Here is a 25,930-nt window from a genome sequence, read left to right as displayed (position 1 = left end):
CCTTCTTCTTATCCGAGTTCGGCCAGACGCTTCAGCGCCGCGCCGATCTTCGCCGCTTCTTCCTCGCGCGCGGCGAGGTTTTCGCGGGCTTCCTCGATCACCTCTTCGGCGGCATTGGCGACGAATTTCGGGTTCGCAAACCGCGCCTTCAGCCCCGCCGCTTCCTTCTCGACCTTGGCGAGCGATTTCTCGAGCCGGGCCTTTTCCGCCGCCACATCGATCACCCCTTCCAGCGGCAGCCCGAACAAGGCCCCCGCCGCCGGGATCGAGATCGAGCCCTTGGCCACCACGCCTTCGGTGATCGCCTCAAGCCGCGCCATGCGCAGGATCAGCGCCTCGTTCCGCGCCAGAGCCTCACGCGCCTGACCATCGGCCTCGGCCAGAACCATCGGCAGCCTCAAAGCGACGGGCACGCCCATCTGCGCGCGGGACGAGCGGATTTCCTCGATCAGCGCGATCACCCAGTTCATCTCGCGGTCGGCCTCGGCGTCGATCAGCTCGGCGCCATAGGTCGGCCAGTCGCCATGCACCAGCATCTTCGCGCGGGTGCCGGTCAGGCCCCAAAGCTCTTCGGTGATGAAGGGCATGATCGGGTGCAGCAGCGTGTAGCACTGATCCAGCACCCAGCGCATCGTCGCCCGCGTTTCCGCCGCGTGTTCGCCATCGAAGAGCGGTTTCGAGAATTCGACATACCAGTCGCAGACCTTGCCCCAGACGAAGCCGTAAAGCGCGTTGGCGGCGTCATTGAAGCGATAGGCGGCGAAGGCTTCATCGACCACTTCGCGGACCTTGGCGGTTTCGCCGATGATCCAGCGGTTCACCGTCTGCGTCGGCGCAGGGATGCCCGCGACCTCGGCCTCGAAGACGCCGTTCATCTCGGCAAAGCGGGTGGCGTTCCACAGTTTCGTGCCGAAGTTGCGATAGCCCGCGATCCGGTCTTTCGAGAGTTTCAGCACGCCGCCAATCGCCGCCATCGAGGCGTTGGTGAAGCGCAGCGCATCGGCGCCGAATTCGTCGATGATTTCGAGCGGGTCAATGACGTTGCCCGCCGTCTTCGACATCTTCTTGCCCTTCTCGTCACGGACGAGCTGGTGCAGGTAGACGGTGTGGAACGGAATCTCGCCGGTCACGGCCAGCTGCATCATCATCATCCGGGCGACCCAGAAGAACAGGATGTCAAAGCCCGTCACCAGAACATCGGTGGGGAAATACTTGCTGGTGCTCTCGTCCCAATTCGGCCAGCCAAGGGTGCCGATCGGCCAGAGACCCGAAGAGAACCACGTGTCGAGCACATCGGGGTCGCGCGTCAGCACTTTGCCCGGGGCCATCGCCTGCGCCTCGGCCTCGGAGGGGGCGCAGTAGTGGTTGCCCTCGGCGTCATACCACACCGGGATCTGGTGCCCCCACCAGAGTTGACGCGAGATGCACCAGGGCTCGATGTTTTCCAGCCAGTGGTAATAGGTCTTCTCGCCCGCCTCGGGCATGATCTTCGTCTTGCCCGTCCGCACCGCGTCAAGCGCCGGGCCAACGACCTTTTCGGCATCGACATACCACTGGTCGGTCAGCATCGGCTCGATCACCACCTTCGAGCGGTCGCCGAAGGGCTGCATGATCGGCTTCGCTTCGACATAGGGGATCAGCTCGGGCTGGCCTTCCTCGCCCGCCTTCGGGTTCGCGATCATCACCGCCAGACCTTCGGCGTTGATTTCCTCGACCACGATCTTGCGGGCGTCCATCCGGTCAAGGCCGCGCAGGTTCTCGGGGATCAGGTTCAGCGTGTCGACCTCGGCCTCGGTGAAGGCGGCGCCTTTCGAAATCTCCATCGCCCGGCGGGCGCAGGTTTCGTAATCCGCCCCGTCGGCGCGCATCTTCGCGCGGGTGTCCATCAGCCGATACATCGGCAGGTTGCCGCGTTTGGCCACCTGATAGTCGTTGAAGTCATGCGCGCCGGTGATCTTCACCGCGCCCGAGCCGAAGGTCGGATCGGGATATTCGTCGGTGATGATCGGGATCAGGCGGCGGTGTTCCTTCGGCCCGACCGGAATTTCGCAGAGCTTGCCGACGATCGGCGCATAGCGTTCGTCAGACGGATGCACCGCCACCGCGCCATCGCCCAGCATCGTCTCGGGGCGCGTCGTCGCGATCGAGATGTAATCGCGGACCTCTTCGAGGATCACGTTCCCCTCGGCGTCCTTTTCCACATAGGTGTAGGTTTCGCCGCCCGCGAGCGGGTATTTGAAATGCCACATGTGCCCGGCGACTTCGATATTCTCGACTTCCAGATCGGAAATCGCGGTCTCGAAATGGGGGTCCCAGTTCACCAGCCGCTTGCCGCGGTAGATGAGCCCCTTGTTGTACATGTCGACGAAGACCTTGATCACCGCGTCATGGAAGTTGCCCTCCTCGCCCGCCGGCGCATTCGGCGCGCCCGACATGGTGAAGGCATTGCGCGACCAGTCGCAGGACGAGCCGAGGCGCTTGAGCTGGTTGATGATGGTCGAGCCGTATTGCCCCTTCCATTCCCAGACCTTCTCCAGAAACGCATCGCGGCCGAGTTCGGCGCGCGAGGGCTGCCCGGTTTTCGCCAGTTCGCGTTCGACCATCAGCTGGGTGGCGATGCCCGCATGGTCCTGCCCCGGCTGCCAGAGCGTGTCGAAGCCGCGCATCCGGTGCCAGCGGATCAGGATGTCCTGCACCGTGTTGTTGAAGGCATGGCCGACGTGCAGGGCGCCGGTGACGTTCGGCGGCGGGATCATGATGCAGAAGGTTTCCGCGCGCGAGGCATTGGCCCCGGCCTTGAAGGCACCGGCCTGTTCCCATTTCGCATAAAGCCGCGGCTCGGCTTCGCGCGCGTCGAAGGTCTTTTCCATGCTCATCGGTTCTGTCCTTTCAGGGCTTGACGCTCTTTAGCGCGAGCCCCCCGCAAGGAAAAGCCTTTGACGCGGGCCGGGCCTAGCGATTGGGGCCGACGACCGAGAAATGCGCGCCTTGCGGATCGCGAAACCCGGCAACGTAGGCCGGGCCGGGAACTTCCATCGGGCCATGCAGCACGGTGCCGCCCGCGGCCTGCACCGCCGCAATGGTTTTCGAGACCGTCGCGACGCCGAAATAGGGCATCCAATGCGGGCAAGGCGCCTGACCCAATCCCATCATGCCGCCGATCTGCGTGCCGCGATGCGCGAAGACGTAATAGGAACCGGCCGGTCCCATGTCGAACAGCATGTCCTGCCGCCAGTCGAACAGCTGCCGGTAAAACTCCAGCGCCGCTCGCGGATCGGAGGAGATCAGCTCGATCCAGGCACCGTGGCCCGTGGCCCGCTGATTCCACGCGCCGCCCACCTGCGGCGGGTCCATCGGCAAGGGCGTCAGCACCCCGAAGACCGCACCTTGCGGATCGGCCAGAACCGCAAAGCGCCCGGTGCCGGGGATGTCGGCCGGTTCCTTGCAGATCCGGCCACCCAGATCGCGCGCCCGGGCGGCCGTCGCGTCGCAATCATCGACGGCAAGGTAGATCATCCAGTTCGGCGGCGTGCCTTCGGGACATTCAGACAGAGGGAACGCCCCCGCCACCATGTCGGCCCCGGCGCGGCCAAGGCGGTAGTCGAGGGTCGGCATGCCCGCGCTGCCCCACTCCCACCCCATGACGGGACCGTAAAAGCCCTGCGCCGCATCAAGGTCGGGCACCGAAAGCTCGAACCAGCAAGGAAGACCGTGAAAGGACATCTGCACCTCCTTCTAAGGACGCCCCAGCCTAGCATGATTCGCGTGACAGATCGGCCCTGCTTTCACCTTTGCGCCGTCTCCGGCTTACACTGCGCGGTCGAGTTTCGTGCTGAGGTGAATCAGGCTTTCCGAGCTGCGCACCCCCTGCATCTCGCCGATCTGGTCGAGCACCACATCGAGTTGCGCCGTCGAATTCGCCGCCACCTGCAGCAAAAGATCGATCCGCCCCGAGGTGGTCGAGATCCGCTCGACCTCGGGGATCGACTTCAGCCGGGTCAGGATTCCGGCCTGCGACCGGGGTTCGACCATCAGCAGAACGGTCGCCCGCAGCCGCCCCGCCCGGGCCGCTTCGCCCAGCTTGACGGTATAGCCCGCGATAACGCCCGAGGTTTCCAGCCGCTCCAGCCGGGCCTGAATCGTCGAGCGCGCAACCTTCAGTCGGCGCGACAAAGTCGCCACCGAAATCCGGGCATCGCCCGACAGCAGCCCCACGATTGCCGTATCAAGTTCGTCCATTGTGCGACACTTGCAGATTGACCGATGATTTCGTCATTATAACGATAGATCGCCGCATTTCTACTCTTTTGATCGGTGAAAATGTGCATCATATCGCGCATTCTGAGAGAGCAGGAAAAGGGCGGCTCATACGCACCTGGCCTGGGTTAGGTCGAAACGCGTCGTAAGCGTCTCCCCACCCGTAACATAGCCGGGGCAAGAGGTGGCTGCGTTCTATTGGCGAGGAGAAGCCGATGGGACTTTCCAAAACTATTTGGACTCAACCGTCCGAAATCATCCGTACGAAACAACCCGATCATCCGGTGCTGGTGTTCTCGCCCACCGCGTTGCAGGCAACCGCGCGGCGGTTCCTGAAGGGCTTTCCGGGCGTCGTCACCTATGCGGTGAAGTCGAACCCGGATGAAATGGTGATCCAGAACCTCGTCGCCGCGGGCGTCAAGGGGTTCGACGTCGCCTCGCCCTATGAGATCGACCTGATCCAGCGTCTCGCCCCCGGGGCGGCGCTGCATTACCACAACCCGGTCCGCGGCCGCGAGGAAATCGCCCATGCGGTGCGCGCGGGCGTGAAGACCTGGTCGGTCGATTCGCGCAGTGAGCTGGAAAAGCTGATCGAGATGGTGCCGACCGAGAACTGCGAAATCTCGGTGCGCTTCAAGCTGCCGGTGCAGGGTGCCGCCTACAACTTCGGCGCCAAGTTCGGCGCCACCGCGGATCTGGCGGCGGAGCTGCTGCGCCGCGCGGCCGAGGCGGGCTTCATCCCCTCGCTCACCTTCCACCCGGGCACGCAATGCACCGATCCGGCGGCCTGGGAAGCCTATATCCTTGTCGCGTCGGAAATCTGTGCCACCGCGGGCGTGCGGGCGCACCGGCTGAACGTCGGCGGCGGTTTCCCGAACCATCGCCAGATGGGCCCTGCCCCGGTGCTCGAAGACATCTTCGACCTGATCGACCGGGCCACGACTGAAGCTTTCGGCTCGGATCGTCCGATCCTCGTGTGCGAACCGGGCCGCGGGCTGGTGGGCGATGCCTTCACCCATATCACCAAGGTCAAGGCGCTGCGCGACGACACGCATGTGTTCCTGAACGACGGTGTCTATGGCGGTCTGGCGGAACTGCCGCTGATCGGCAACATCGAGCGGATCGAGGTCTGGTCGCCCGAGGGGTTCCAGCGCGGCGGCGACATGGTCGATCGCATCGTCTTCGGCCCGACCTGCGACTCGGTCGACCGGTTGCCGGGCGACGTGGCCCTGCCTGCCGAGCTTTCCGAGGGCGATTATGTGGTGTTCCACGGCATGGGCGCCTATTGCTCGGCCACCAACACCCGCTTCAATGGCTTCGGTCAGATGGAGATTGTCACGGCGCTGTCGCTGAAGGGCTGACCCGGAAGCAACAGTTGACGACATCCGCGACACTTTGGCGCGCGCGTAATTGAGGATTAACGGCCTTGCCCTAAGTACAGGGTAAGGCCGTTAACATTTCAATGTCGCAAGACGGTGGGGTCGCGTCATGGTCGGACTGTTTCATCGCGTGGTTGGGAAGTGGCGGCAACGCAAGGCCAGCGGGGCACGCGTCGACGCAAGTCCGGTCAAACGCCCCGCACGCGGCTCGGTCGACCATGTGGTGCTGCTTGATGGCACGCTTGGCTCGCTCTCGCAGGCGCATCTGACCTCGATCGGGATGATCTACAGGTTCTTGCGCCGCGCCTCGCCGCGGACCTCGGTCTATTACGGCAAGGGGCTGCAATATCGCGAATGGCGCGACATCAAGGATATCTGGCTGGGCTGGGGCGTGGAATCGCAGATCCTGCGCGCCTATGGCTGGCTCGCCATGCGCTATCGTCCCGGGGATCGAATCTTTCTGATCGGCTATTCCCGCGGGGCCTTTGCCGCGCGCTCGCTCGCCGGGCTGATCGACCGGGTCGGGCTCTTGCGCAAGGATGCCGCGACCGAGCGGAATGTCGAACAGGCGTGGCGGCATTACCGGGCCGAGGTCTCGCCCACCGCCTTTCGTGATGCGCTCTGCCATGCCACGGCACCGATCGAGATGGTCGGCGTCTTCGACACCGTGGCGGCGCTTGGCGTGCGATTGCCGCTCCTGTGGACGATGAGCGCGGAACGCATCCGCTTTCACGATCACCGGCTGGGCCGCTCGGTCCGGCACGGCTTTCAGGCCCTGGCCCTGCACGAAACCCGGCCCGTCCTGTCGCCGCTGCTGTGGAACAGCGACGGCACCGGTGCCGCACGGATCGAGCAGGTCTGGTTCCGCGGCTGCCATGCCGATGTGGGCGGGCAGCTTGCCGATTACGATGCGGCGCGGCCCCTGTCGAACATTCCCCTCGTCTGGATGCTGGAACAGGCCGAAAACCTTGGCTTTTCCCTGCCGAGGGGATGGCAGTCGGAATTTCCCTGTGATCCCGCGGCGCCTTCGGTCGGCAGCTGGGGCGGTTGGGGCAAGCTTTACATCATGCGCCAGCCGCGCCGGGTCGGCACCGACGGGTCGGAGCGGCTGCACGACTCGGTGCGCAAGCGCAAGCTGGAATGGTGGATCCGCGTCGGCACCGGGCTGAAGAAGCGCGGACCGAAACCGGAACTGGCGCTCGCCCCCGCTCAGGCGGAGCCGCCCATGATCAGACAGGTCGCCGTGCCAAGGGCGTAGGTCTTGCCATCTGCCACGCCGACGATCTCGCCACGCGCCACCCCGGTCGAGCGGCCCAGATGCTCGGTCCGGCCAATCGCGCGGACCTCGGTGCCAAGCGGAATCGCGCGCAGCATGTTGACCTTGTATTCCGTCGTCGTCTGATATTGCCCGGCCTTGAGCCCGGTGATCACGGCGCAGGTCAGCGCGGTATCGAGCAAAACCCCGTACCAGCCGCCATGCACGCCCCCGAAAGCGTTGGTGTGCTCATGCCCGGGCGTGCCCGTCACCTCGACCAGACCGGGCTCGACCCGGGTGACGCGGTAGTTGCAGCCGCGCGCGATCGTGGTTGTGGGCACCTTGCCCGCAAGCATCGCCTGCATGAACGCCAGTCCCGTCATCGCCTGCAGGTCGGCAAGCGTCAGAAAATCCTCGGGGCCAGCGGCATATTTCGGTTCGGTCATTTCTCTCTCCCTTTGCGCCAGCGTGACGCAGGGGAAAGAAACGGAAAAGGGGGCCGAAGCCCCCTGCGCCTGTTCCGTCACGTCACGGCGCAAACGCCTGCCCGGGAAGCGCAAACCGGCTCTCACTTTTGGCGGCAGGCTTGTCAGGCGACGTTTTCCAGCACCACATCCGGGTTGACGCCCAGCGCATGGCAGACGTCGCGGGTCATTTGCGGCCGGTTCAGCGTGTAGAAGTGCAGATCGTCCACGCCGCCCGCGATCAGGTTGTCGCACAGCTCGGTGCAGAGCGCGGTGGCCAGAAGCGCCTCGCGGTCGTCGCGGATCGCATGATCGAACGCCTCTTCGACCCAGGTCGGGATCGAGGTGCCGCAGCGCTGCGCAAAGCCCTTGGCGCCTTTCCACGACTGGATCGGCAGGATGCCCGGGATGATCTTGGCGGTGATGCCTTCCTTCACGCAGGCATCGCGGAAGCGGAAGAAGGTCTCGGCCTCGAAGAAGAATTGCGTGATCGCCGAGGTCGCGCCCGCCTCGCATTTCCGTTTCAGCCAGCGCACATCGGCGAAGCTGTCGGCGGCTTCCGGATGCGGCTCAGGGTAAGCGCCGCAACGGAGCGTGAAGCGGCCATCCTCGGCCAGCCATTCGATCAGATCGACCGAGGAGGCGAAGCCCTCGGGGTGGGGCGTGAAGCGGGCGGCGCCTTTCGGCGGATCCCCGCGCAGCGCGACGATCTCGGTCACGCCGGCCTCGGCATAGGCGTCGATGATCTCTTTCGTTTCGGCTTTCGTCGCATCGACGCAGGTCAGATGCGCGGCGACGTTCAGCCCGTAATTCTTGTGGATCGCCGCCACGGCCTCGTGGGTCAGCTTGCGGGTGGTGCCGCCCGCGCCATAGGTGACCGAAACGAAGCTGGGTTTCAGCGGCGCCAGAACCTGCGCCGTCTCCCACAGCCGGAACGAGGCGTCGAGCGTCTGCGGCGGGAAGAATTCAAAACTGATGTTCGGCGTGGTCATGGCGGCGTCCTTTGTGCGTTGCCCCCTTGTCGCCGATTCCGCGATGTGAGACAAATTCATAATCTTCAAGAAGGTGATGAGGCTGCCTCATAATGCATATCGAGTTCCGGCATCTGCGCACGATCAAGGCGATCCATGATGCGGGCGGTCTGGCGAAGGCGGCCGATCTGCTGCACATCACCCAAAGTGCGCTCTCCCATCAGGTGAAGGGCCTTGAAGATCAGGCGGGCGTCGAGCTTTTCGCCCGCCGCTCCAAGCCCTTGCGTCTGTCCGCCGCGGGGCTGAAGCTGCTCCGGCTGGCCGAACGCATCCTGCCCGAGATTGACGCGACCGAGGCGGAATTCGCCGCGATCCGGCAGGGCCGCGCCGGGCGGCTGCATATCGCCATCGAATGCCACGCCTGTTTCGAATGGCTGTTCCCGGTGCTGGAAGCCTTTCGCCGCGTCTGGCCCGAGATCGACATCGACATTCGCCCGGGTCTGGCCTTCACCGCGCTGGCCGCCCTTGCGCGCGAAGAAGTCGACCTTGTCATCTCCTCCGACCCCGAAAAGATCGAGGGCATCACCTTCAACCCGCTTTTCGATTATTCGCCGACCTTCATTGCCGCGGCAAGCAGCCCGCTGGCGGCCAAACCCTATGTCGTGGCCGAGGATTTTGCCGATCAGACGTTGCTCACCTATCCGATCGACCGGGCACGGTCGGATGTGTTCTCGCTGCTGCTCGCCCCGGCCAAGGTGGAGCCGAAGGCGCATCGGCAGGTGGAACTGACGACCGTCATCCTGATGCTGGTGGCCTCGGGGCGCGGGGTTGCCGTGCTGCCCGATTGGGTGCTGCGCGAGGTGAAATATCAGCCCGATTACGTGACCAAGCGGGTGACGGAACACGGGCTGACGAAGCGGCTTTATGCGGCGACGCGCGAGGAAGACGTGACCGGGCCCTATATGGCGCATTTCCTGCGTCTGGCGCGGACCGAGCCGGTCAAGCTGCAACGCGCGTAACACAAGGGTGATGTAACCGTCACAAAGTTGCGCGTGACGCGGGATCGGGGCCGGGCTTAGATCGCGGCCTCAGCCCGAGGACCGTCCATGACCGCCATTCCCCAGCCGCGCGCCGCTCAAGCGACCGTGTTTCCGATCCTTCTTGCCGTTTCCGCCTGCCACATGATGAACGATGTGATGCAGTCGATGCTGTCGTCGATCTATCCGATCCTGAAGACGGATTTCGCGCTGCAATATTGGCAGATCGGATTGATGACGCTGGCCTTTCAGGGCACGGCCTCGCTTCTGCAACCGGCGATCGGGATCTACACCGATGCGAAACCGCAGCCCTGGTCGCTGCCGCTTGCCTCTGTCTGCACCTTCATGGGGGTGATGGGGCTGGCCTTCGCGCCAAGCTACCCGGCGCTGATCGCGGCGGCGATGCTGGTCGGGCTCGGCTCGGCGATCTTCCACCCGGAGAGCAGCCGCGTCGCCCGTGTCGCCTCCGGCGGGCGCTTTGGTCTGGCGCAATCGGTCTTTCAGGTCGGCGGCAATTTCGGCACCGCCATCGGCCCGCTCTTGGCCGCTTTCGTCGTGCTGCCCTATGGCCGCCCCTCGGTGGCGATCTTTGCCGGGCTCGCCGTTCTGGCCGGGATCGTTCTGGTGCAGGTGAGCCGCTGGTATGCGAGCCACCTCGCCTCCCGCGCGAAGAAAGTTGTCGACAAGACCCTGCCGCTGTCGAAGGGCCGCACCATCGCCGCCATCGCGGTGCTGGTGATCCTGACCTTTTCGAAGAACGCCTATATGGCGTCGCTGCATTCCTATTACACCTTCTACCTGATCGAGAGTTTCGGCGTCGACACCCGCACCGCGCAGCTGATGCTGTTCCTGTTCCTCGGGGCCGTGGCCGCGGGCACGGTGCTGGGCGGTCCGATCGCGGATCGCTGGGGGCCGATGGTGGTGATCTGGATCTCGATCCTGGGCGTGCTGCCCTTCACCCTGGCGCTGCCGCATGTCGGGCTTGTCGCCTCGGGCGTGCTGACGGTCTGCATCGGGCTGATCCTCGCCTCGGCCTTCTCGGCCATCGTCGTGCTGGCGCAGGAGCTGTTGCCGGGCCGTGTCGGCATGGTCGCGGGGATCTTCTTCGGCCTCAGTTTCGGCATGGGCGGGATTGCCGCCGCAGGTCTGGGCGTTCTGGCCGACCATGTGGGGATTCGCACGGTCTATCTGATCTGCTCGGTCCTGCCCGCGATGGGGGTGCTGACGATCTTCCTGCCCAAACGCGCTGAATTGATCCGCGGCTGACCTCTTGGAATCTTCACTTCTGCCGTGTAAGGCAGGCGCTTGAACCGAAGGAGCCCACCCGATGCAAGGCAGTGCCAACCTCAACCTGATGATCAAGGCCGCGCGCAAGGCGGGGCGGGCTCTGGTGAAGGACTTCCGCGAGGTCGAGAACCTTCAGGTCTCGGCCAAGGGGCCGGGCGACTTCGTGTCGAAAGCCGACCGCGAAGCCGAGCGGATCATCAAGGAAGAGCTGCGCGGCGCCCGTCCGAGCTATGGCTGGCTCGGTGAGGAAACCGGCGAAGAGGCCGGCGAAGACCCGACCCGCCGCTGGATCGTCGATCCGCTCGACGGAACCACCAACTTCCTGCACGGCCTGCCGCATTGGGCGGTGTCGATCGCGCTCGAACACAAGGGCGAAGTCGTCGCGGGCGTCATCTTCGACGCGGCGAAAGACGAACTTTACTATGCGGAAAAAGGCCTTGGCGCCTTCATGAACGAAAGCCGCCTGCGCGTGTCGGGCCGTCGTCACATGATCGAGGCGCTGTTTGCGACCGGCGTGCCCTTCGGTGGCCGCTCGACCCTGCCCGCGACGCTGCAGGATCTGGCCCGGCTGATGCCGGTCTGCGCGGGCGTGCGCCGCTTCGGCTCTGCCGCGCTCGATCTCGCCTATGTCGCCTCGGGCCGCTACGACGGCTATTGGGAGCGCGGCATCAACGCCTGGGATATCGCCGCCGGTCTGATCATCGTGAAGGAAGCGGGCGGCTTTGTCGGCCCGGTGCGCGCCGATCGCGGCATTTTCGAAAGCAGCTCGGTGATCGCGGGCAATGCGGAACTCTTCGAGCCGCTCTGCAAGATCATCCGCGACGTGAACTGATCGGCCCAAAGCATGAACGCACAGCGAACATCGCGCTGAGCGTTCACCGCTTGTTCACCCCGTTGTGACAGGGTGCCTGCATCACCAGAAGGGGATGCATCATGCTTCACGACGCTGCCTGGACACTTGCCGGAAACCTGTACAGTTCTGCCCGCCCTGCCCGGGCGCTTTTTCCGCTCGAATCGGCGATGGACGATCTTGGCCGCGCCGCGCGCGATATCGCCTTTGCCGAAACCGCCGATGTGATCGCCCTGCACCGGATTTCTGTCTTGCGCGACATGATCGCCGCCTGCCGCGCTGAAATCGCGGTGCAGGAAGATACGAAGGTTGCGCTGGAACTAGCCGCCGCGATCGACGGTCTGAGCGAAGAATTGTCGTCGTTCGAGGAAACGCTGCCGCTGGAACGCGCCTTCCGTGCCGATCAGCGCGATCATGCCGTCGTCCGGATCGAAGCCGCGCAGTCGCGTCTGCGCAGCTTCATCGAGACCGAGGGGATGGGCGCTGATCTGTTCGATCCGGCCCTGACCCGGGACGAGGCAGTCGAACTGGCCCGCGCCGCGCTGGCGCGCAGCCCGGCACAGATCATTGCCGCCGCCCGGCTCGAAGCAGAAGCCCGTCAGACAGGTGCACCGATCCCGACGCCCGAGGGCTCGCCCTTCCATTTCACCCAGCCGGAGGGCTGGATGGCCTGGCTTGCCGCACGGCTGGCCGAGCGCGCCGGTCGCGGCATGTCGGGCGGCCCCTCTCAGGCCTGATCGCGCAGCGGCACCAACAGACCGCGCTGCACGGCGGGGCGGTCAAGGAATCGATCGAGCCAGGCAGGCACATGGCGCAGCGCGTCCCAGCCGACCAGATCGGTCACCTTGTAATGCACCTGCAACGCGCGCAACCAGGGACAGATCGCAATGTCGGCAATGGAATAGTCGCCCGCGATCCACTCCTTGCCCGCCATCACCTCGTCGAGCACCCGCAACAGCCGCGCCACCTCGGCGCGGTAACGCTCTTTCGGGCGAGGGTCTTCGATGTCCTTGCCCGCATAGTTGTGGAAATAACCCAGCTGGCCGAACATCGGCCCGACCCCGCCCATCTGGAACATCAGCCATTGCAGCACCTCGTAGCGCTGCGCCTGGGGCAGGAATTGTCCTGATTTCTCGGCCAGATAGATCAGGATCGCACCGCTTTCGAACAGCGCGAGCGGCTTGCCCCCCGGCCCGTTCGGATCGAGAATCGCCGGGATCTTGTTGTTCGGATTGAGCGAGAGGAACTCGGGCGTCATCTGGTCTTGCGTATCGAAACTGACCAGATGCGGCTCATAGGGCAGACCCGTCTCCTCGAGCAGGATCGAGACCTTGATGCCATTCGGCGTCGGCAGCGAGTAGAGCTGGATGGCTTCGGGACGGGTCGCGGGCCAGCGCCGGGTGATCGGGAAAAGCGAAAGATCGGTCATGAGGGGCCTCCTGTGGGACCAGCCTGCCCGAAATCTGCCCACGCGCAAGCCGCACCGGCGAACAGCCCCTGTTCCGACATGCACGCCGGAACAGGGATTATCTTACAGCTTCAGCGCCGTCGCCGGATCGATCGCCGTCAGGCCCAGCGCCGCGCCGACCGGGGCGCAGGTGATCCGGCCCGCATGGACATTGAGCCCGGCGAGCAGATGCGGATCTTCGGCACAGGCCTGCCGCCAGCCCTTGTCAGCAAGCGCGAGCAGGAAGGGCAGCGTCGCATTGCCCAGCGCCTGGGTCGAGGTCCGAGCCACGGCGCCCGGCATGTTCGCTACGCAATAGTGAATGATTCCATCCACTTCGTAGATCGGGTCCTGATGGGTCGTGGCTTTCGATGTCTCGAAGCAGCCGCCCTGATCGATCGCGACATCAACCAGCACCGCGCCCGGTTTCATCGTCTGCAGCATCGCCCGGCTGACCAGTTTCGGCGCCGCAGCCCCCGGCACCAGAACCGCGCCGATCACCATGTCGGCCTCGGTCACCAGTTCCGCCGTCAGCGCGGCCGAGGCATAGCCGGTGCGGAAGTCCCGGCCGAAAACGTCATCCAGATAGCGCAGCCGCGGCAGCGAGCGGTCGAGCACCGTCACATCGGCGCCCATCCCGGCCGCCACCCGCGCCGCCTGCGTGCCGACGACACCACCGCCGATCACCAGAACCTTCGCGGGCAGAACCCCGGGTACGCCGCCCAGCAGCACGCCGCGCCCGCCATTGGCCTTTTGCAGCGCCTAGGCCCCGACCTGCGGCGCAAGCCGCCCGGCCACTTCGGACATCGGCGCCAGCAGCGGCAGCCCGCCGTTGCGGTCGGTCACGGTCTCATAGGCGATGCAGGTGGCGCCGGATTTGATCAGATCCGCGGTCTGCTCCGGATCGGGCGCGAGGTGCAGATAGGTGAAAAGCACCTGCCCGGGGCGCAGCTGCGCGCGCTCGCCCGCCTGCGGTTCCTTGACCTTGACCACCATCTCGGCCTCGGTCCAGACCGTCGCCGCATCGGCCGCGATCGCCGCACCGGCGGCGACATAATCGGCGTCGGTGAAGCCCGCACCCAGCCCCGCACCGGTTTCGATCATCACCGCATGGCCATGCGCCACCGCCTCCTGCGCCGCAGCCGGGGTCATGCCGACGCGGAATTCCTGCGCCTTGATCTCTTTCACGCATCCGATTTTCATGGGTCCCTCCCTGGACTTTGTTCGGTCAGTCTGCGCCTGCGACGATGAAAAAGGCATTCAAATGTGCTTGCAAAACGCACCATTCCCCGCCCATATCTTCGATGGAACCCCCTCACCTTCGAAGAAACTTGCGCCCCCATGAGCCTTGACGCCACAGATCGCCGGATCCTGACCGTATTGCAAAAGCAGGGGCGGATCTCGAACGCCGAACTTTCCGAACGGGTCAACCTCTCGGCCTCGGCCTGCCACCGCCGGGTGCAACGGCTCGAGGAAGAGGGCTACATCAAGGATTACGTCGCCCTGCTCGACGCGCGTCGGCTGGGTCGCCCGACCACCGTCTTCGTCGAGATCACGCTCTCGGGTCAGGCGGACGAGGTGCTTGAAGCCTTCGAACGCGAGGTGAAAAAGATCCCCGACGTGCTCGAATGCCATCTGATGGCGGGCTCGGCCGACTATCTGCTGAAGGTCGTGGCCGAGGATACCGAGGATTTCGCCCGCATCCACCGCTCGAAACTGGCGCGGTTGCCGGGCGTGCAGGGCATGCAGAGCTCCTTCGCGCTGCGCACCGTCTTCAAGACCACCGCGCTGCCGATCTGAGCAGAATTTGCACACAAGTTTCAGCGCTTAAGAAGCCTGAACATCGGTTGTTAAGAGCTTGCGCCTAGGCTTCCGGGAGGAGGCTTCGATGCGACTCGAATTCATGGTTCTCGCCCTGTCCATAACGATCGCTCCCGCGGGGGCGCTTTTTGATGCAAAGGCATCGGGGGCTGGCCCTTGGGTCATCGTCGTCCCCCCTTGGCGCAGCGCAGATCTGATCGCCGAAAAAGCGGGCGCGCATCTGATCGGCCCGACCGAGGCCCCTCTTGGACATCTGGTGGCCGCGTCGGACCCGGGCGCGGCAGGGCGCCTGTCCGATGCCGGCGCCTGGGCGGTGGTCGACGCAGCGACCGTCACCGCATTTTGTGGAGTTTACTGACATGACGACCCCCTCGACGGAACAGGACGTGATCTCGATCCGGTTGCGGCTTTTTCTGCTTGCAACGCTCGCCTGTGCCGTCCTCATCACCGGTGTCGCGATTTACGTCGGCACGGCGGCGCTGGCCGCAAGCCTGATCGCCTGGGCCTTTGCAGGCGTTGCCGGGCTTGGCTATCTGCGCGGGGAATGCACCAGCGGGCGCACTCTGGTGGCGCAGGGGCTCGTCGGTCAGGCGATCGCCTTTACCGCCGCCCTGTCCGGACAACCCTGGCAGATCGACAGCCATATGGTTTATTTCGCGGTTCTGGCCACGCTCGGGGCGATGGTCGACATCCGCGTGCTGCTGATTTCGGCCGCCACGATCGCGCTGCATCACCTCTCGCTCAGCGTTCTGGTGCCAAGTCTCGTCTATCCCAGCAATGAACTTTGGCCCAACATCCTGCGTACCCTGTTCCACGGCGCCCTGGTGGTGGCGGAAACCGCGGTTCTGATTGCCAGCGTGATCTATCGCCAGCGGATGGAGGCGTCGCTTTCGGCGCAACTCGAGAGCGTGCATCAGATGTCCCACCACGCCGAAGAAGCCCAGCGCCGCGCCGAAGAGGCCGCCCAGCAGGCCGAAACCCGTCGGCGCGAGTCGGAAAAGGTGGCGCAGGAGGCCCATGCCCTGCGCGCCGAGGCCGAGGCGACAGCCCGCTCCGCGGCCGAAGCCAATGCCCGCGCACTGGAAGCCTCCGCCCGTCTGGCGGACGAGCGCAATGTCCATACCGCACGCCAGGAAGAGGTCGTCACCCGCCTGCGCGACGTGCTGCGGGCCCTGTCGGGCGGCGATCTGACCGTGCGGCTGGCCCGGCTTGAGGGCGGCGATTACGGCTCGCTGAGCGAGGATTTCAACGCCGCCGTGACCCAGTTGGCCCAGGCGATCGGGGTGGCGCTGTCCTGCTCGGAAGAGATCACCGCCCAGATCGCCGACATCACCTCGGCCTCTGAAAATCTCTCGGCGCGGACGGAACGGCAGGCGCATGCGCTGGCCACCACCGCTTCGGCGATGAACGAATTGTCGAGTTCGGTGGGGTCTGCCGCGCAGATGGCAACTTCGGCCGCGCAGGCGGCGCAGGCCGCGGAAAAGATGGCGCGCGACAGCACACATGTTGTCGGCGCCTCGATCCGCGCCATGGGCGAAATCGAGCAGAGCTCGCATCAGATCGCCTCGATCACCTCGGTCATCGACGACATCGCTTTCCAGACCAACCTGCTGGCCCTGAACGCCGGGGTCGAAGCCGCCCGCGCGGGCGAGGCGGGCCGCGGCTTCGCCGTCGTGGCCTCGGAGGTGCGCGATCTGGCTCAGCGCTCCTCGGCCTCCGCACGCGAGATTTCGACGCTGATCCAATCATCCGAACGGCAGGTGAAGACCGGCGTGGACCTGGTGAACCAGATGGTCACCACGCTCGATGGCATCGTCGCTGCGGTGGAAAACATCTCGGCCCGGGTCGCCGAAATCGCCCGCTCGGCCGAGGAGCAATCCCGCGCCCTGACCGAGATCAACGGCTCGGTCGAGCAACTCGATGCGGTGACGCAGCAGAACGTGGCCATGTTCGAGGAAACGACGGCCGCGAGCCGGGTGCTGTCGGGCATGTCGGCACAGTTGCGCGAGGCAATGATCCTGTTCCGCACCGAATCGATGGATGCAGCGCAGCGCCGCGTGGCCTGAGCCAGACTGCCCCCCCCAAAAACCAGAAACCCCCGTTGGCTGAGCCACGGGGGTTCGCGGTGCGGGCAAGCCCGCCAGCGTTATCAAACGCCTCTTAAAGTGCGCCTTCGCGCTGAGCTTTCTTCCGCGCCAGTTTACGGGCACGGCGAACGGCTTCAGCTTTCTCGCGCGCTTTCTTCACGGACGGCTTTTCGAAATGCTGCTTGAGCTTCATTTCACGGAAAACCCCCTCGCGCTGAAGTTTTTTCTTCAGGGCACGAAGCGCTTGTTCGACGTTGTTGTCGCGAACGCTGACCTGCATGTGGTGTCACCACCTTCCTAAGTTTGAGTTGCATCAGTTTGCAGGAAGCGGCCATATAGCAAAGGTCCGGACATTTGTCCACCGCTGCCGCGCAAGGGAAAAGCAATGAAAAACGACCATTTGGAGGCATCGCGCCTGCGGGCCGACCTGCTCGAGGCGATCACGCCGCATGTGCCTTTCGATGGCTGGTCCGATCCGGCCTTTGCCGCGGCAGTGACCGACCTCGGCGTCGATCCGACGCTTGCGCGGCTTGTCTGCCCGCGCGGCGCCATCGATCTGGCGGCAGAATATCACCGCGCCGCTGACCGGGCGCTGGCTGCGGCGCTGAAAGAGCAAGATTTTCAGGACCTTCGCTTCCGCGACAAGGTGGCGGCAGCGGTGAAGATGCGCATCGGCATGGTCGATGCCGAGCTTGTCCGCCGCGCCAGTTCCGCCTTTGCCCTGCCGCAGAACATGGCGCTGGGCGGGCGACTCGTCTGGGAAACCGCCGATACGATCTGGCTCGGCCTTGGCGATGAGAGCCGCGATTACAACTGGTATTCGAAGCGCCTGACGCTGTCGGGCGTGTTCTCGGCGACGGTGCTGTTCTGGATCGGCGACGAAAGCCCCGAGCATGCCGACACCTGGGCCTTCCTGAACCACCGGATCGAGGACGTGCTGCAGTTCGAAAAGATCAAGGGCGGGCTGCTGCGCCTGCCCGGCCTGCGCGGTTTCCTCGACACGATTCGCGCGCCGGGGCCGCGGACCGCGCCGGGCAGTCTCTCGCCGCGGGGGGACACGCTTTGAAAGCCCTGCCGCAGTCGATGCGCTGCATCGAGATCACCGCCCCCGGCGGCCCCGAGGTGCTGAAACTTGCCAGCCGCGCCGTTCCGGTCCCCGGCCCGGGCGAGATCCTGATCGAGATCGCCTATGCCGGGGTGAACCGCCCCGATGCGCTGCAACGCGCGGGCGCCTACAAGGCCCCGCCCGGCGCCTCGGACCTGCCCGGGCTCGAATGCTCGGGCCATGTCGCGGCGCTCGGCCCCGGCGTGTCCGGCTGGTCGGTCGGCGATCCGGTCTGCGCGCTCCTGCCCGGCGGCGGCTATGCCGACTATGCAACATGCCCCGCCGCCCATGCCCTGCCGATCCCGGTCGGAACCAGCCTGCGCGACGCCGCCTGCCTGCCCGAGACCTGCTTCACCGTCTGGTCGAACGTGGTGATGCGCGGCGGCCTTTCGGCGGGCGAGCGGTTTTTGGTCCATGGCGGCTCCTCCGGCATCGGCACGACGGCGATCCAGATCGCCCGCGCGCTCGGCGCCCGGGTCTGGGCGACCGCGGGAAGCGCCGAGAAATGCGCCGCCTGCGAAACCTTGGGCGCCACCGCAATCAACTACCGCGCGGCCGATTTCGCCGAGATCCTGCGCGCCGAGGGCGGCGCGAACCTGATCCTCGACATGGTGGGCGGCAGCTATATCGCCCGCAACCTCAAGGCCTTGGCGGACGAGGGGCGGATGGTCTTCATCGCCTTCCTCGAAAGCCCGAAGGCCGAGATCAACTTCGCCCAGGTGATGCTGCGGCGCCTGACGATCACCGGCTCGACCCTGCGGCCGCAATCCGACGCCGCCAAGGCCGAGATCGCCCGGCAACTGCGCGCGCAAGTCTGGCCGATGGTCGAGGCGGGCAAGCTCAAGGTGGTGCAGGACAGCGTCTTCCCGCTGGAAGAGGCCGCGGCCGCCCATGCGCGCATGGAATCAAGCGCCCATATTGGCAAGATCGTGCTGCGCCTCTCCTGAGAACGCCCCCGGACAGGGCGTATTTGCGCCAAGAAGAACCCCTGCGGCTTTTCCTGGTTCAAATACGCCCTTTCAGGTGCTTATCGCACGCGCTCCATCAGGGCATCGCGCAGGCTGCACTCGCGCCGCACATCCGCCCCGCAGCGCCGCGGCGCCAGATCCTTCGTCAGACAGATCCGCACCTCGTCGATCCGGTCGCCCTCACAGGTCACCGTCACAGACTCGCGCGACAGCCCCGGATTGGCGTCCAGAAAAGCGTCCTCGACCACAGAGGCAGGCAACCGCAGATCCCGCGCAAGCGCTTGAAACGGCTTCGGAACCGCGATGCTCGCATAGGCTTTCCGCGCCGTTGCGAAATAGTCCGCCGCCGCCAGACCGGAACAGCGGCCGTGCTTCTTCCACTGATACCAGGCCGCCCCGTCCGAGCCCATCACATCCGCCATCGCCGCCGATTGCGCCCGCGACGGATCCCGCACCGAACTGCGGCAATAGCTCGGATAGCCCTCCTCGAATTGCGGCCAAAGCCCGTGCAGCACGAATGCGGCGCCGCTGCCCGGATCGCATTGGCGGGCGTCCCGGTCCCTGCCCTCGGTCGCACACCATCCGGGCGACCAGCTCAGCGCCAGCACATAATAGTCGAAATCGCCCGCCCGCTCGCCCTCGGCAAAGGCGGTCGAGCCAATCAGAACTGCGGCACAAATGGCGAAAAGTCTCATTTTCTCTTTCCTCCGCAGCCATTCGGCCCTATATAGTCCGGCAATTCCCCACCAGAGATGGACCGCGGCCGGGGGGAACCCGGGCCGCAGCCGATTTCTCGGCCCGGGAGAGATATGTGTAGAGGATCGCTCCGATGACGAACAAGCCCCTGATGGCGAAGGCCACCGCCGTTTGGCTCGTGGACAATACGACCCTGACCTTCAAGCAGATCGCCGATTTCTGCGGCATGCATGAGCTCGAGGTGCAGGGGATTGCGGATGGCGACGTCGCGGTGGGGGTGAAGGGCTTCGATCCGGTCGGCTCGAACCAGCTCGACCCGCGCGAAATTGAAAAGGGTGAGAAAGACCCGATCTACAAGCTGCGCCTCAAGTTCAACGCCGCCGCCGTCGGCGAGGACAAGCGCCGCGGGCCGCGCTACACGCCGCTCTCCAAGCGTCAGGACCGCCCGAATGCGATCCTCTGGCTGGTCAAGTTCCACCCCGAGCTTGCCGATGCGCAGATCGCCCGTCTGGTCGGCACGACGAAACCGACGATCGCCTCGATCCGCGAGCGCACGCATTGGAATATCGGTTCGATGACCGCCATCGATCCGGTCGCGCTCGGTCTCTGCCGTCAGTCGGAACTCGACAGCGAAGTGCAGAAGGCCGCGAAGAAACGCGCCGCCGACGGCGTGATGAGCGATGACGAGCGCCGGAAACTGGTGTCGACCGAGCAGAGCCTCGGCATGAGCACCGAGCCGCGTCTGCCGGGCACCGGCATCGAGGGCTTCGGCCTCGATCCGCGCGACGAAGAGCCCGAGGATCCGAAAGACTTCTCGGATGCCGACAGCTTCTTCAACCTGCCGCATGGCGACGACGACGAGGATGAAGACGACAGCCACGATCCGCGCCGCTGATCGTTCCGCCGTTTCAAAAGCAAGAGGCCCTTCCTTCGCCGGAAGGGCCCCTCTTCCATTTTCGAACCTCGAAACCGGGTTCCGCTTCTTCTTGGTCCCAATACGCCGGGGGTCCGGGGGCGGAGCCCCCGGCGGGTCGCCTCGGGCGCAAGCCCGAGGCGAAATCTGCGCCCGCTCAAAACTGGTCGACCGACAGCCCCATCACCGTCTCCGCGCCGCTTTCGATCCGCGCCAGATGCAATCCGCAGGCGGGCAGGTGCCGCGCCATGTAATAGCGCCCGGTGGTGATCTTTGCCTCGTAGAAGGCCCGATCCGAGGCCCCGCCGTCCAGCGCCGCATGCGCCGCCGCGGCCATCCGCGTCCACATAAGTCCCAGGCAGACATGCCCCATCAGATGCATGAAGTCATAGCTGCCCGAGAGCGCCGCATCCGGGTTCTTCGCGGCATTCTGCAGGAAGAACATCCCCGCCGCCTGCATCTGCTTCGAGGCCACCTTCAGCGCATCGGTGAAGGGCTTCATCCGCTCGTCGCCGTCATGCGCCTTGCACTCGGCCTTGACCATCTCGAAAAAGCCCATCAGCGGCTTGCCACCCTCGGCCGCGAGCTTGCGCCCGACCAGATCGAGCGCCTGCACACCGTTCGCGCCTTCGTAGATCATCGCGATCCGGGCATCGCGAACGAACTGGCTCATCCCCTGTTCTTCGATATAGCCATGCCCGCCCCAGACCTGCTGCGCCAGCACGCAGGTCTCGAAACCCTTGTCGGTCAGGAAGCCCTTGATCACCGGCGTCATCAGCGAGATCAGCCCCTCGGCCCCCGCATCCTGCAGCCCATGCGCGCGGTCGATCAGCGTCGCGCCCCAATAGGTGAAGGCCCGCGCCCCTTCGAGGAAGCTCTTCTGATCCATCAGCGACCGGCGAATGTCGGGGTGCACGATCAGCGGATCGGCCGCCCCCGCGGGGTTCGCGACGCCGGTCACGGCGCGGCCCTGCAGCCGGTCCTTCGCATAGGCCAGCGCGTTCTGATAGGCGGCCTCGGCCACCGCATAGCCCTGCAGACCCACGCCCAGCCGCGCCTCGTTCATCATCGTGAACATCGCGCGCATGCCCTTGTGCAGCTCGCCCAGCAGATAGCCCATCGCGCCGTCATAGTTCATCACGCAGGTCGCCGAGCCGTGAATGCCCATCTTGTGCTCGACCTTGCCGACGCTCACCGCATTGCGGGCGCCCAAGCTGCCATCGGCATTCACCAGAAACTTCGGCACGATGAAGAGCGAAATCCCCTTCGTTCCCTCGCCACCGCCCGGCGCTTTGGCCAGCACCAGATGGATGATGTTCTCGGCCAGATCATGCTCGCCCGCCGAGATGAAGATCTTCGTGCCGGTGATCTTGTAGCTGCCATCCGCCTGCGGCTCGGCCTTGGTGCGCAACAGCCCCAGATCGGTGCCGCAATGCGGCTCGGTCAGGTTCATCGTCCCGGTCCAGTCGCAGGCCACCATTTTCGGCAGATAGGTCGCCTTTTGCGCGTCAGTCCCATGCGCCTCGATCGCCGAGACCGCGCCATGCGTCAGGCCCTGATACATGTTGAAGGCCATGTTGGCCGACACGAACATCTCGCCCACGGCGCAGTTGATCACATAGGGCATCCCCTGCCCGCCATAATCGGGGTTGCAATCCAGCGCGGTCCAGCCGCCTTCCTTCATCGCGGCGAAAGCCTTGTCGAAGCCTGCGGGCGTGCGCACGGTGCCATTTTCCAGCTTGCAGCCCTGCGTGTCGCCGACCGCATTCAGCGGCGCCAGCACCTCGGAGGCCACCTTGCCCGCCGCATCCAGCACGGCCTCGGTGAAATCACGCTCCAGATCGGCATAGCCGGGCACATCCTGCCCGGAGACGTTCAGCACCTCGTGCAGCACGAACTGCATGTCACGGATGTTCGCGGTATAGCTCGGCATGGGTCTCTCCCTTTTCCCTCCGACCCGGGAAAGGAGCGCGGCCTACTCTGCCAGCTTCCCCTCGCCCCAGGCGATCTGCGCCGCCAACTCGTCGATCGCCTGACCGAGTTCGTCGCGCTGACGCTCCATCTCCCTCAGCCTCTGACGCGCCAGTTTCAGCGTCTCGGCCATCTGCGTCTTCTGCTGGTCCCCCATGTCATAGAGGTCCAGCAGCTGGCGAATATCCTCGAGGCTGAAGCCGAAGCGCTTGCCGCGCAGGATCAGTTTCAACCGCGCCCGGTCGCGCCGGGTGAACAGCCGTTTCTGCCCCTCGCGGACCGGAAACAGCAGCTCCTTCGCCTCGTAGAACCGCAAGGTGCGGGGCGTCACCTCGAACGCATCGCACATCTCGCGGATCGTCATCACGTCGTCACTCATCGTGCCGCCCCTTGCTTCCCTTTGCGTAACGTAAGGCGGCAGATCGAGTTTCCACCATCACATTACAAGTTTGGTTGACGTTCGCGTCACTGTAACGTCGCGTCACGGTTACGTTGACGTAATGTCAGACAGAAAAGCGCATCAAAATGGAAATCCGGTTACCCGCGACGGGCGGGCAAAGTGATCGCACAGCGGAAAAGATGGCCCTGAAAGAAGGCCGATTCGAGGTCAGTCGGTGAGGATCCGGGCGACATCGTCGCGCAGCGCGCGCAGGTCGGTGATCGCCGCCTGCAGCTCGTCAAGCTGCTTGCCCAGAACGCCCAGCTGCCGGTCGGCCAGTTCGATCCAGGCGCGGTTCTGCGCCTCGGTGCCCTGATGATCGTAGATCAAGAGCCACTGCCGCAGCTCTTCCAGGCTGAAGCCGAAGCGGCGCCCGCGCAGGATCAGCGTCATCCGCGCCACTTCGCGCGGGCCATAGAACCGGGCCCGGCCTTCCTTCTGCGGCGCCAGCAGCTCGATATATTCGTAATAGCGCAGCGTTCGCGGCGTGACGTCGAAGCGCGCGCACATTTCCTTGAAGCTCAGCACGTCTGCCATGGCTTGCTCCCCCCTCGCGGGCGAAGCTAACGCGCGGTTGACGCAGCATCAACCTCTCTCGCGCCGCGTGTGGCTTGCCTTGGTCGCAACGTCACGGCATCGTGGCCGAAACCGGAGGGCACATGGACGAGGCAAAGCTGAAACAGGCGCGGATGTTCATCGAGGCGATCCCGCATGCCCGCGCGCTGGGGATGCGTCTTGACGCGATCGGCGGCGGAGCGGCGGAACTGTCGATGGAGTGGCGCGAAGATCTGGTGGGCGATCCGCGCACCGGGGTCATTCACGGCGGCGCGGTCTCGGCGCTGCTCGATACCTGCTGCGGGGCTGCAGTGATGAGCCACCCCGAGGCGCCCGCGGGCACGGCGACGATCGACCTGCGCATCGATTACATGCGCGCGGCCACGCCCCGCCAGCGCATCACCGCCCGGGCAGAGGTCTATCACATCACCCGCACCGTGGCGTTTTTGCGCGCCACCGCCCATGACGAGGAAGCGGGCCTGCCCGTCGCCTCGGCCACCGGCGCCTTTACCGTCGAACGCCCGAAAGGGGGTGCGCAATGAGCCGCCCGAAGCCCGAACCCGTGCATCTGGTGAAAGGCCGCCGCGATGCCGCCTTGCGCGCGCTTGTGTCCGGCGTGCCCTATATCCAGTTCCTCGGCATCGAATTCGACCGTCGCGGCGACGAATTGACCGCGGTGATGCGCTATGACGACAAGCTGATCGGCAATCCCCTGATCCCGGCGATCCACGGCGGCGTGACCGCGGCTTTCCTGGAAGTCGCCGCGATCATGGAGCTGTCGTGGACGCTGCTTTGGGAAGAGATGGAGGCCGGCCTGATCGACCTTACCGGCCCGGAGACGGTGCTGCCGCGACTGCCGAAAACCATCGATTTCACCGTGGATTACCTGCGCTCCGGCCTGCCGCGCGATGCCTATGCGCGGGCGCGGGTGAACCGCTCCGGGCGGCGCTATGCCTCGGTTCATGTCGAGGCCTGGCAGGACAACCGGGCGAAACTTTTCGCGCAGGCGACCGGGCATTTCCTGATGCCGGACCGCGAGGAATGAACCAGATCAGCCACGGCCGGGTGCTGCGCATTGCGCTTCCGATCGTGATCTCGAATGCGACCGTGCCACTTCTGGGTGCGGTCGATACGGCCGTCGTCGGGCAGATGGGACAGGCCGCGCCCATTGGCGCCGTCGGCCTCGGCGCGGTGGTGCTGGCCTCGGTCTACTGGATCTTCGGCTTTCTGCGCATGGGCACCACGGGGCTCGTGGCCCAGGCCCGGGGCGAGGGCGACAGTCTCGAGGTCTCGGCCGGGCTGATCCGCGCCGTCCTGATCGGCTGGCTGGCGGGTCTGTGCCTGATCGTGCTGCAATCCCCCGTCCTCTGGGCCGCCTTCCAGATCGCCCCCGCCTCGCCCGAGGTCGAGACGCTTGCGCGCGATTACCTGTCGATCCGGATCTGGGGCGCCCCTGCCACGATCTCGCTTTACGCCTTCACCGGCTGGCTGATCGCGCTGGAACGCACCCGCGCGGTGCTGGTGCTGCAACTGCTGATGAACGGGTTGAATGTCGGGCTGGATCTGTGGTTCGTGCTTGGCCTCGGGCTCGGCGTGAAGGGGGTGGCGGCGGCGACGCTGATCGCCGAACTCTCGGGGCTGGTGCTGGCGCTCTGGCTTGCCCGCGCGGCCCTTGTGCCAGGGCTGAGCCGGGCGGTGATCTTGGCCGCGGCGCCGCTCAAGCAGATGGCGCGGGTCAATACCGACATCATGATCCGCTCGGTGATCCTGCAGGGCAGCTTCACCACCTTCCTGTTTCTGGGCGCGGGTCAGGGCGATGTGAAACTGGCCGCCAATCAGGTGCTGCTGCAGTTTCTGGAAATCACCGCCTATGCGCTCGACGGCTTCGCCTTCGCCGCGGAAAGCCTCGTCGGACAGGCGGTCGGCGCCCGCTCCCCCGCCCGGTTACGCCGCGCGGCAATCGTCGCCGCGCAATGGGGCGCAGGCGGCGCGGCGCTTTTGGCGGCAGGCTTCGTGATCTTCGGCGGCACGATCATCGACACGATGACCACCGCGCCCGAAGTGCGGGAAACCGCCCGGACCTACCTGCCCTGGATGGGATTGGCGCCGCTGATCGGGATTGCCGCCTGGATGTTCGACGGCATCTTCATCGGCGCGACGCTGACCCGCGAGATGCGCAATGCGATGCTGCTTTCGGTGGCGATCTATATCGCCGCGCTCTGCGCCCTGATCCCCGCGTTCGGCAATCACGGGCTCTGGGCGGCGTTGATGGTGCTGAACCTCGCGCGCGGCGTGACGATGGCGTGGCTTTATCCCCGGGCCGAGGCGAAAGCCGCACCGGCGCAGGGGGGCGCTGCCCCCCTCTGACCTGCGGTCAGTCACCCCCCGGGATATTTGAGGCAAGATAAAGGGGCTGATCTTTATCTTG

At 65.3% G+C, this 25,930-nt stretch carries 26 protein-coding genes and 1 pseudogene; 15 read left to right on the top strand and 12 right to left on the bottom strand.

Annotated elements, in window-relative coordinates; genetic code table 11:
- Positions 1-8: 8 nt before the first annotated feature.
- From C8J30_RS06750 to C8J30_RS06740, 3 genes are all read right to left on the bottom strand, one after another.
- A complete protein-coding gene (locus C8J30_RS06750) occupies positions 9-2,876 on the bottom strand; it encodes a valine--tRNA ligase (protein ID WP_110804946.1) in 2,868 nt (955 codons plus the stop codon).
- Positions 2,877-2,952: 76 nt separating this feature from the next.
- The gene (locus tag C8J30_RS06745) at positions 2,953-3,723 is read right to left on the bottom strand and encodes a VOC family protein (RefSeq protein ID WP_110804945.1); all 771 of its coding nucleotides are present in this window, start codon (positions 3,721-3,723) and stop codon (positions 2,953-2,955) included.
- A gap of 84 nt (positions 3,724-3,807) precedes the next feature.
- Complete coding sequence (locus C8J30_RS06740) at positions 3,808-4,239, bottom strand: Lrp/AsnC family transcriptional regulator (protein ID WP_110804944.1); 432 nt, start codon at positions 4,237-4,239, stop codon at positions 3,808-3,810.
- Positions 4,240-4,472: 233 nt separating this feature from the next.
- Here C8J30_RS06740 and C8J30_RS06735 point away from each other — a divergent pair, with 233 nt between their 5' ends.
- Positions 4,473-5,618: a type III PLP-dependent enzyme gene (locus tag C8J30_RS06735; RefSeq protein ID WP_110804943.1), complete on the top strand. Its 1,146-nt coding sequence runs from the start codon at positions 4,473-4,475 to the stop codon at positions 5,616-5,618.
- A gap of 127 nt (positions 5,619-5,745) precedes the next feature.
- The gene (locus C8J30_RS06730; RefSeq protein WP_110804942.1) at positions 5,746-6,894 is read left to right on the top strand and encodes a DUF2235 domain-containing protein; all 1,149 of its coding nucleotides are present in this window, start codon (positions 5,746-5,748) and stop codon (positions 6,892-6,894) included.
- On the opposite strand, the gene C8J30_RS06725 is transcribed toward C8J30_RS06730, so the two are convergent.
- Entirely contained in the window at positions 6,846-7,337 is a 492-nt protein-coding gene (locus C8J30_RS06725) for a PaaI family thioesterase (RefSeq protein ID WP_110804941.1), read from the bottom strand. The two genes, C8J30_RS06730 and C8J30_RS06725, sit on opposite strands and share 49 nt — an antisense overlap.
- Positions 7,338-7,480: 143 nt before the next feature.
- Positions 7,481-8,347 carry a methylenetetrahydrofolate reductase [NAD(P)H] gene (gene metF, locus C8J30_RS06720; protein ID WP_110804940.1) on the bottom strand — a complete coding sequence of 289 codons (867 nt, stop codon included), beginning with the start codon at positions 8,345-8,347 and terminating at the stop codon, positions 7,481-7,483.
- A gap of 92 nt (positions 8,348-8,439) precedes the next feature.
- Here metF and C8J30_RS06715 point away from each other — a divergent pair, with 92 nt between their 5' ends.
- The 4 genes from C8J30_RS06715 to C8J30_RS06700 all read left to right on the top strand — a co-directional run bounded on the left by C8J30_RS06715 (position 8,440) and on the right by C8J30_RS06700 (position 12,237).
- Entirely contained in the window at positions 8,440-9,345 is a 906-nt protein-coding gene (locus C8J30_RS06715) for a LysR family transcriptional regulator (RefSeq protein ID WP_110804939.1), read from the top strand.
- An 87-nt stretch (positions 9,346-9,432) separates the two neighbouring features.
- Positions 9,433-10,629 carry an MFS transporter gene (locus C8J30_RS06710; protein ID WP_110804938.1) on the top strand — a complete coding sequence of 399 codons (1,197 nt, stop codon included), beginning with the start codon at positions 9,433-9,435 and terminating at the stop codon, positions 10,627-10,629.
- A gap of 61 nt (positions 10,630-10,690) precedes the next feature.
- Positions 10,691-11,482: an inositol monophosphatase family protein gene (locus tag C8J30_RS06705; RefSeq protein WP_110804937.1), complete on the top strand. Its 792-nt coding sequence runs from the start codon at positions 10,691-10,693 to the stop codon at positions 11,480-11,482.
- A 101-nt stretch (positions 11,483-11,583) separates the two neighbouring features.
- Positions 11,584-12,237, top strand: a complete 654-nt coding sequence (locus C8J30_RS06700) for a hypothetical protein (protein WP_146227872.1) — start codon at positions 11,584-11,586, stop codon at positions 12,235-12,237.
- On the opposite strand, the gene C8J30_RS06695 is transcribed toward C8J30_RS06700, so the two are convergent.
- Positions 12,228-12,929 carry a glutathione S-transferase N-terminal domain-containing protein gene (locus C8J30_RS06695; protein WP_110804935.1) on the bottom strand — a complete coding sequence of 234 codons (702 nt, stop codon included), beginning with the start codon at positions 12,927-12,929 and terminating at the stop codon, positions 12,228-12,230. The genes C8J30_RS06700 and C8J30_RS06695 overlap by 10 nt on opposite strands.
- 102 nt (positions 12,930-13,031) lie before the next feature.
- Positions 13,032-14,150: pseudogene (gene ald, locus C8J30_RS06690) on the bottom strand (alanine dehydrogenase).
- Between the two features lie 138 nt (positions 14,151-14,288).
- On the opposite strand from ald, the gene C8J30_RS06685 reads away from it, so the two are divergent.
- The 3 genes from C8J30_RS06685 to C8J30_RS18840 all read left to right on the top strand — a co-directional run bounded on the left by C8J30_RS06685 (position 14,289) and on the right by C8J30_RS18840 (position 16,834).
- The gene (locus tag C8J30_RS06685) at positions 14,289-14,747 is read left to right on the top strand and encodes an Lrp/AsnC family transcriptional regulator (RefSeq protein WP_110804934.1); all 459 of its coding nucleotides are present in this window, start codon (positions 14,289-14,291) and stop codon (positions 14,745-14,747) included.
- Positions 14,748-14,850: 103 nt separating this feature from the next.
- Complete coding sequence (locus tag C8J30_RS06680) at positions 14,851-15,126, top strand: hypothetical protein (RefSeq protein ID WP_220033706.1); 276 nt, start codon at positions 14,851-14,853, stop codon at positions 15,124-15,126.
- A 1-nt stretch (position 15,127) separates the two neighbouring features.
- On the top strand, positions 15,128-16,834 hold the full coding sequence (locus C8J30_RS18840) for a methyl-accepting chemotaxis protein (RefSeq protein WP_110804932.1): 1,707 nt from the start codon (positions 15,128-15,130) through the stop codon (positions 16,832-16,834).
- Between the two features lie 94 nt (positions 16,835-16,928).
- On the opposite strand, the gene rpsU is transcribed toward C8J30_RS18840, so the two are convergent.
- On the bottom strand, positions 16,929-17,135 hold the full coding sequence (rpsU, locus tag C8J30_RS06670) for a 30S ribosomal protein S21 (protein WP_011748553.1): 207 nt from the start codon (positions 17,133-17,135) through the stop codon (positions 16,929-16,931).
- Positions 17,136-17,240: 105 nt separating this feature from the next.
- Between rpsU and C8J30_RS06665 the strand changes: the two genes are divergently transcribed.
- Both C8J30_RS06665 and C8J30_RS06660 read left to right on the top strand, forming a co-directional pair.
- Positions 17,241-17,921, top strand: coding sequence for a COQ9 family protein (locus C8J30_RS06665; protein WP_110804931.1), 681 nt, complete (start codon positions 17,241-17,243; stop codon positions 17,919-17,921).
- Between the two features lie 17 nt (positions 17,922-17,938).
- The gene (locus C8J30_RS06660; RefSeq protein WP_110804930.1) at positions 17,939-18,907 is read left to right on the top strand and encodes an NAD(P)H-quinone oxidoreductase; all 969 of its coding nucleotides are present in this window, start codon (positions 17,939-17,941) and stop codon (positions 18,905-18,907) included.
- Positions 18,908-18,987: 80 nt separating this feature from the next.
- Here the strand turns inward: C8J30_RS06660 and C8J30_RS06655 are convergent, their stop codons facing one another.
- Positions 18,988-19,623 carry a ribonuclease T2 family protein gene (locus C8J30_RS06655; protein WP_110804929.1) on the bottom strand — a complete coding sequence of 212 codons (636 nt, stop codon included), beginning with the start codon at positions 19,621-19,623 and terminating at the stop codon, positions 18,988-18,990.
- Positions 19,624-19,757: 134 nt separating this feature from the next.
- Here C8J30_RS06655 and C8J30_RS06650 point away from each other — a divergent pair, with 134 nt between their 5' ends.
- Entirely contained in the window at positions 19,758-20,519 is a 762-nt protein-coding gene (locus C8J30_RS06650; protein WP_110804928.1) for a DUF1013 domain-containing protein, read from the top strand.
- A 175-nt stretch (positions 20,520-20,694) separates the two neighbouring features.
- Here C8J30_RS06650 and C8J30_RS06645 read toward each other — a convergent pair whose 3' ends face one another.
- The 3 genes from C8J30_RS06645 to C8J30_RS06635 all read right to left on the bottom strand — a co-directional run bounded on the left by C8J30_RS06645 (position 20,695) and on the right by C8J30_RS06635 (position 23,484).
- Positions 20,695-22,470: an acyl-CoA dehydrogenase C-terminal domain-containing protein gene (locus tag C8J30_RS06645; RefSeq protein WP_110804927.1), complete on the bottom strand. Its 1,776-nt coding sequence runs from the start codon at positions 22,468-22,470 to the stop codon at positions 20,695-20,697.
- A gap of 42 nt (positions 22,471-22,512) precedes the next feature.
- Complete coding sequence (locus tag C8J30_RS06640) at positions 22,513-22,887, bottom strand: MerR family transcriptional regulator (RefSeq protein ID WP_110804926.1); 375 nt, start codon at positions 22,885-22,887, stop codon at positions 22,513-22,515.
- Between the two features lie 228 nt (positions 22,888-23,115).
- Positions 23,116-23,484 (bottom strand): MerR family transcriptional regulator, encoded by a 369-nt coding sequence (locus C8J30_RS06635; protein WP_110804925.1) that lies wholly within the window; start codon positions 23,482-23,484, stop codon positions 23,116-23,118.
- Between the two features lie 122 nt (positions 23,485-23,606).
- On the opposite strand from C8J30_RS06635, the gene C8J30_RS06630 reads away from it, so the two are divergent.
- From C8J30_RS06630 to C8J30_RS06620, 3 genes are read left to right on the top strand one after another with little or no spacing between them, the layout of a single operon-like run.
- Complete coding sequence (locus C8J30_RS06630) at positions 23,607-24,044, top strand: PaaI family thioesterase (RefSeq protein WP_110804924.1); 438 nt, start codon at positions 23,607-23,609, stop codon at positions 24,042-24,044.
- Complete coding sequence (locus C8J30_RS06625) at positions 24,041-24,547, top strand: PaaI family thioesterase (protein WP_110804923.1); 507 nt, start codon at positions 24,041-24,043, stop codon at positions 24,545-24,547. The genes C8J30_RS06630 and C8J30_RS06625 overlap by 4 nt, the downstream gene beginning before the upstream one ends.
- Positions 24,544-25,869, top strand: a complete 1,326-nt coding sequence (locus C8J30_RS06620; protein ID WP_110804922.1) for an MATE family efflux transporter — start codon at positions 24,544-24,546, stop codon at positions 25,867-25,869. The genes C8J30_RS06625 and C8J30_RS06620 overlap by 4 nt, the downstream gene beginning before the upstream one ends.
- The last annotated feature ends 61 nt before the right edge of the window (positions 25,870-25,930 follow it).

Source organism: Rhodobacter viridis (assembly GCF_003217355.1).
GTDB classification, from domain to species: Bacteria; Pseudomonadota; Alphaproteobacteria; order Rhodobacterales; family Rhodobacteraceae; genus Rhodobacter; species Rhodobacter viridis.
This window is presented reverse-complemented; position numbering and strand designations above follow the sequence as displayed.

Bases quoted from the DNA above. Each gene is read 5' to 3' on its own strand.
- C8J30_RS06680 (WP_220033706.1), top strand. From the start codon at position 14,851: ATGGTTCTCGCCCTGTCCATAACGATCGCTCCCGCGGGGGCGCTTTTT.
- C8J30_RS06705 (WP_110804937.1), top strand. From the start codon at position 10,691: ATGCAAGGCAGTGCCAACCTCAACCTGATGATCAAGGCCGCGCGCAAG.
- C8J30_RS06645 (WP_110804927.1), bottom strand. From the start codon at position 22,470: ATGCCGAGCTATACCGCGAACATCCGTGACATGCAGTTCGTGCTGCAC.
- C8J30_RS06625 (WP_110804923.1), top strand. From the start codon at position 24,041: ATGAGCCGCCCGAAGCCCGAACCCGTGCATCTGGTGAAAGGCCGCCGC.
- C8J30_RS06745 (WP_110804945.1), bottom strand. From the start codon at position 3,723: ATGTCCTTTCACGGTCTTCCTTGCTGGTTCGAGCTTTCGGTGCCCGAC.
- C8J30_RS06655 (WP_110804929.1), bottom strand. From the start codon at position 19,623: ATGAGACTTTTCGCCATTTGTGCCGCAGTTCTGATTGGCTCGACCGCC.
- C8J30_RS06665 (WP_110804931.1), top strand. From the start codon at position 17,241: ATGAAAAACGACCATTTGGAGGCATCGCGCCTGCGGGCCGACCTGCTC.
- C8J30_RS06700 (WP_146227872.1), top strand. From the start codon at position 11,584: ATGCTTCACGACGCTGCCTGGACACTTGCCGGAAACCTGTACAGTTCT.
- C8J30_RS06695 (WP_110804935.1), bottom strand. From the start codon at position 12,929: ATGACCGATCTTTCGCTTTTCCCGATCACCCGGCGCTGGCCCGCGACC.
- C8J30_RS06620 (WP_110804922.1), top strand. From the start codon at position 24,544: ATGAACCAGATCAGCCACGGCCGGGTGCTGCGCATTGCGCTTCCGATC.
- C8J30_RS06640 (WP_110804926.1), bottom strand. From the start codon at position 22,887: ATGAGTGACGACGTGATGACGATCCGCGAGATGTGCGATGCGTTCGAG.
- rpsU (WP_011748553.1), bottom strand. From the start codon at position 17,135: ATGCAGGTCAGCGTTCGCGACAACAACGTCGAACAAGCGCTTCGTGCC.
- C8J30_RS06730 (WP_110804942.1), top strand. From the start codon at position 5,746: ATGGTCGGACTGTTTCATCGCGTGGTTGGGAAGTGGCGGCAACGCAAG.
- C8J30_RS06630 (WP_110804924.1), top strand. From the start codon at position 23,607: ATGGACGAGGCAAAGCTGAAACAGGCGCGGATGTTCATCGAGGCGATC.
- C8J30_RS06650 (WP_110804928.1), top strand. From the start codon at position 19,758: ATGACGAACAAGCCCCTGATGGCGAAGGCCACCGCCGTTTGGCTCGTG.
- C8J30_RS06710 (WP_110804938.1), top strand. From the start codon at position 9,433: ATGACCGCCATTCCCCAGCCGCGCGCCGCTCAAGCGACCGTGTTTCCG.
- C8J30_RS06750 (WP_110804946.1), bottom strand. From the start codon at position 2,876: ATGAGCATGGAAAAGACCTTCGACGCGCGCGAAGCCGAGCCGCGGCTT.
- C8J30_RS06635 (WP_110804925.1), bottom strand. From the start codon at position 23,484: ATGGCAGACGTGCTGAGCTTCAAGGAAATGTGCGCGCGCTTCGACGTC.
- C8J30_RS06740 (WP_110804944.1), bottom strand. From the start codon at position 4,239: ATGGACGAACTTGATACGGCAATCGTGGGGCTGCTGTCGGGCGATGCC.
- C8J30_RS18840 (WP_110804932.1), top strand. From the start codon at position 15,128: ATGACGACCCCCTCGACGGAACAGGACGTGATCTCGATCCGGTTGCGG.
- C8J30_RS06660 (WP_110804930.1), top strand. From the start codon at position 17,939: ATGCGCTGCATCGAGATCACCGCCCCCGGCGGCCCCGAGGTGCTGAAA.
- C8J30_RS06735 (WP_110804943.1), top strand. From the start codon at position 4,473: ATGGGACTTTCCAAAACTATTTGGACTCAACCGTCCGAAATCATCCGT.
- C8J30_RS06725 (WP_110804941.1), bottom strand. From the start codon at position 7,337: ATGACCGAACCGAAATATGCCGCTGGCCCCGAGGATTTTCTGACGCTT.
- C8J30_RS06715 (WP_110804939.1), top strand. From the start codon at position 8,440: ATGCATATCGAGTTCCGGCATCTGCGCACGATCAAGGCGATCCATGAT.
- C8J30_RS06685 (WP_110804934.1), top strand. From the start codon at position 14,289: ATGAGCCTTGACGCCACAGATCGCCGGATCCTGACCGTATTGCAAAAG.
- metF (WP_110804940.1), bottom strand. From the start codon at position 8,347: ATGACCACGCCGAACATCAGTTTTGAATTCTTCCCGCCGCAGACGCTC.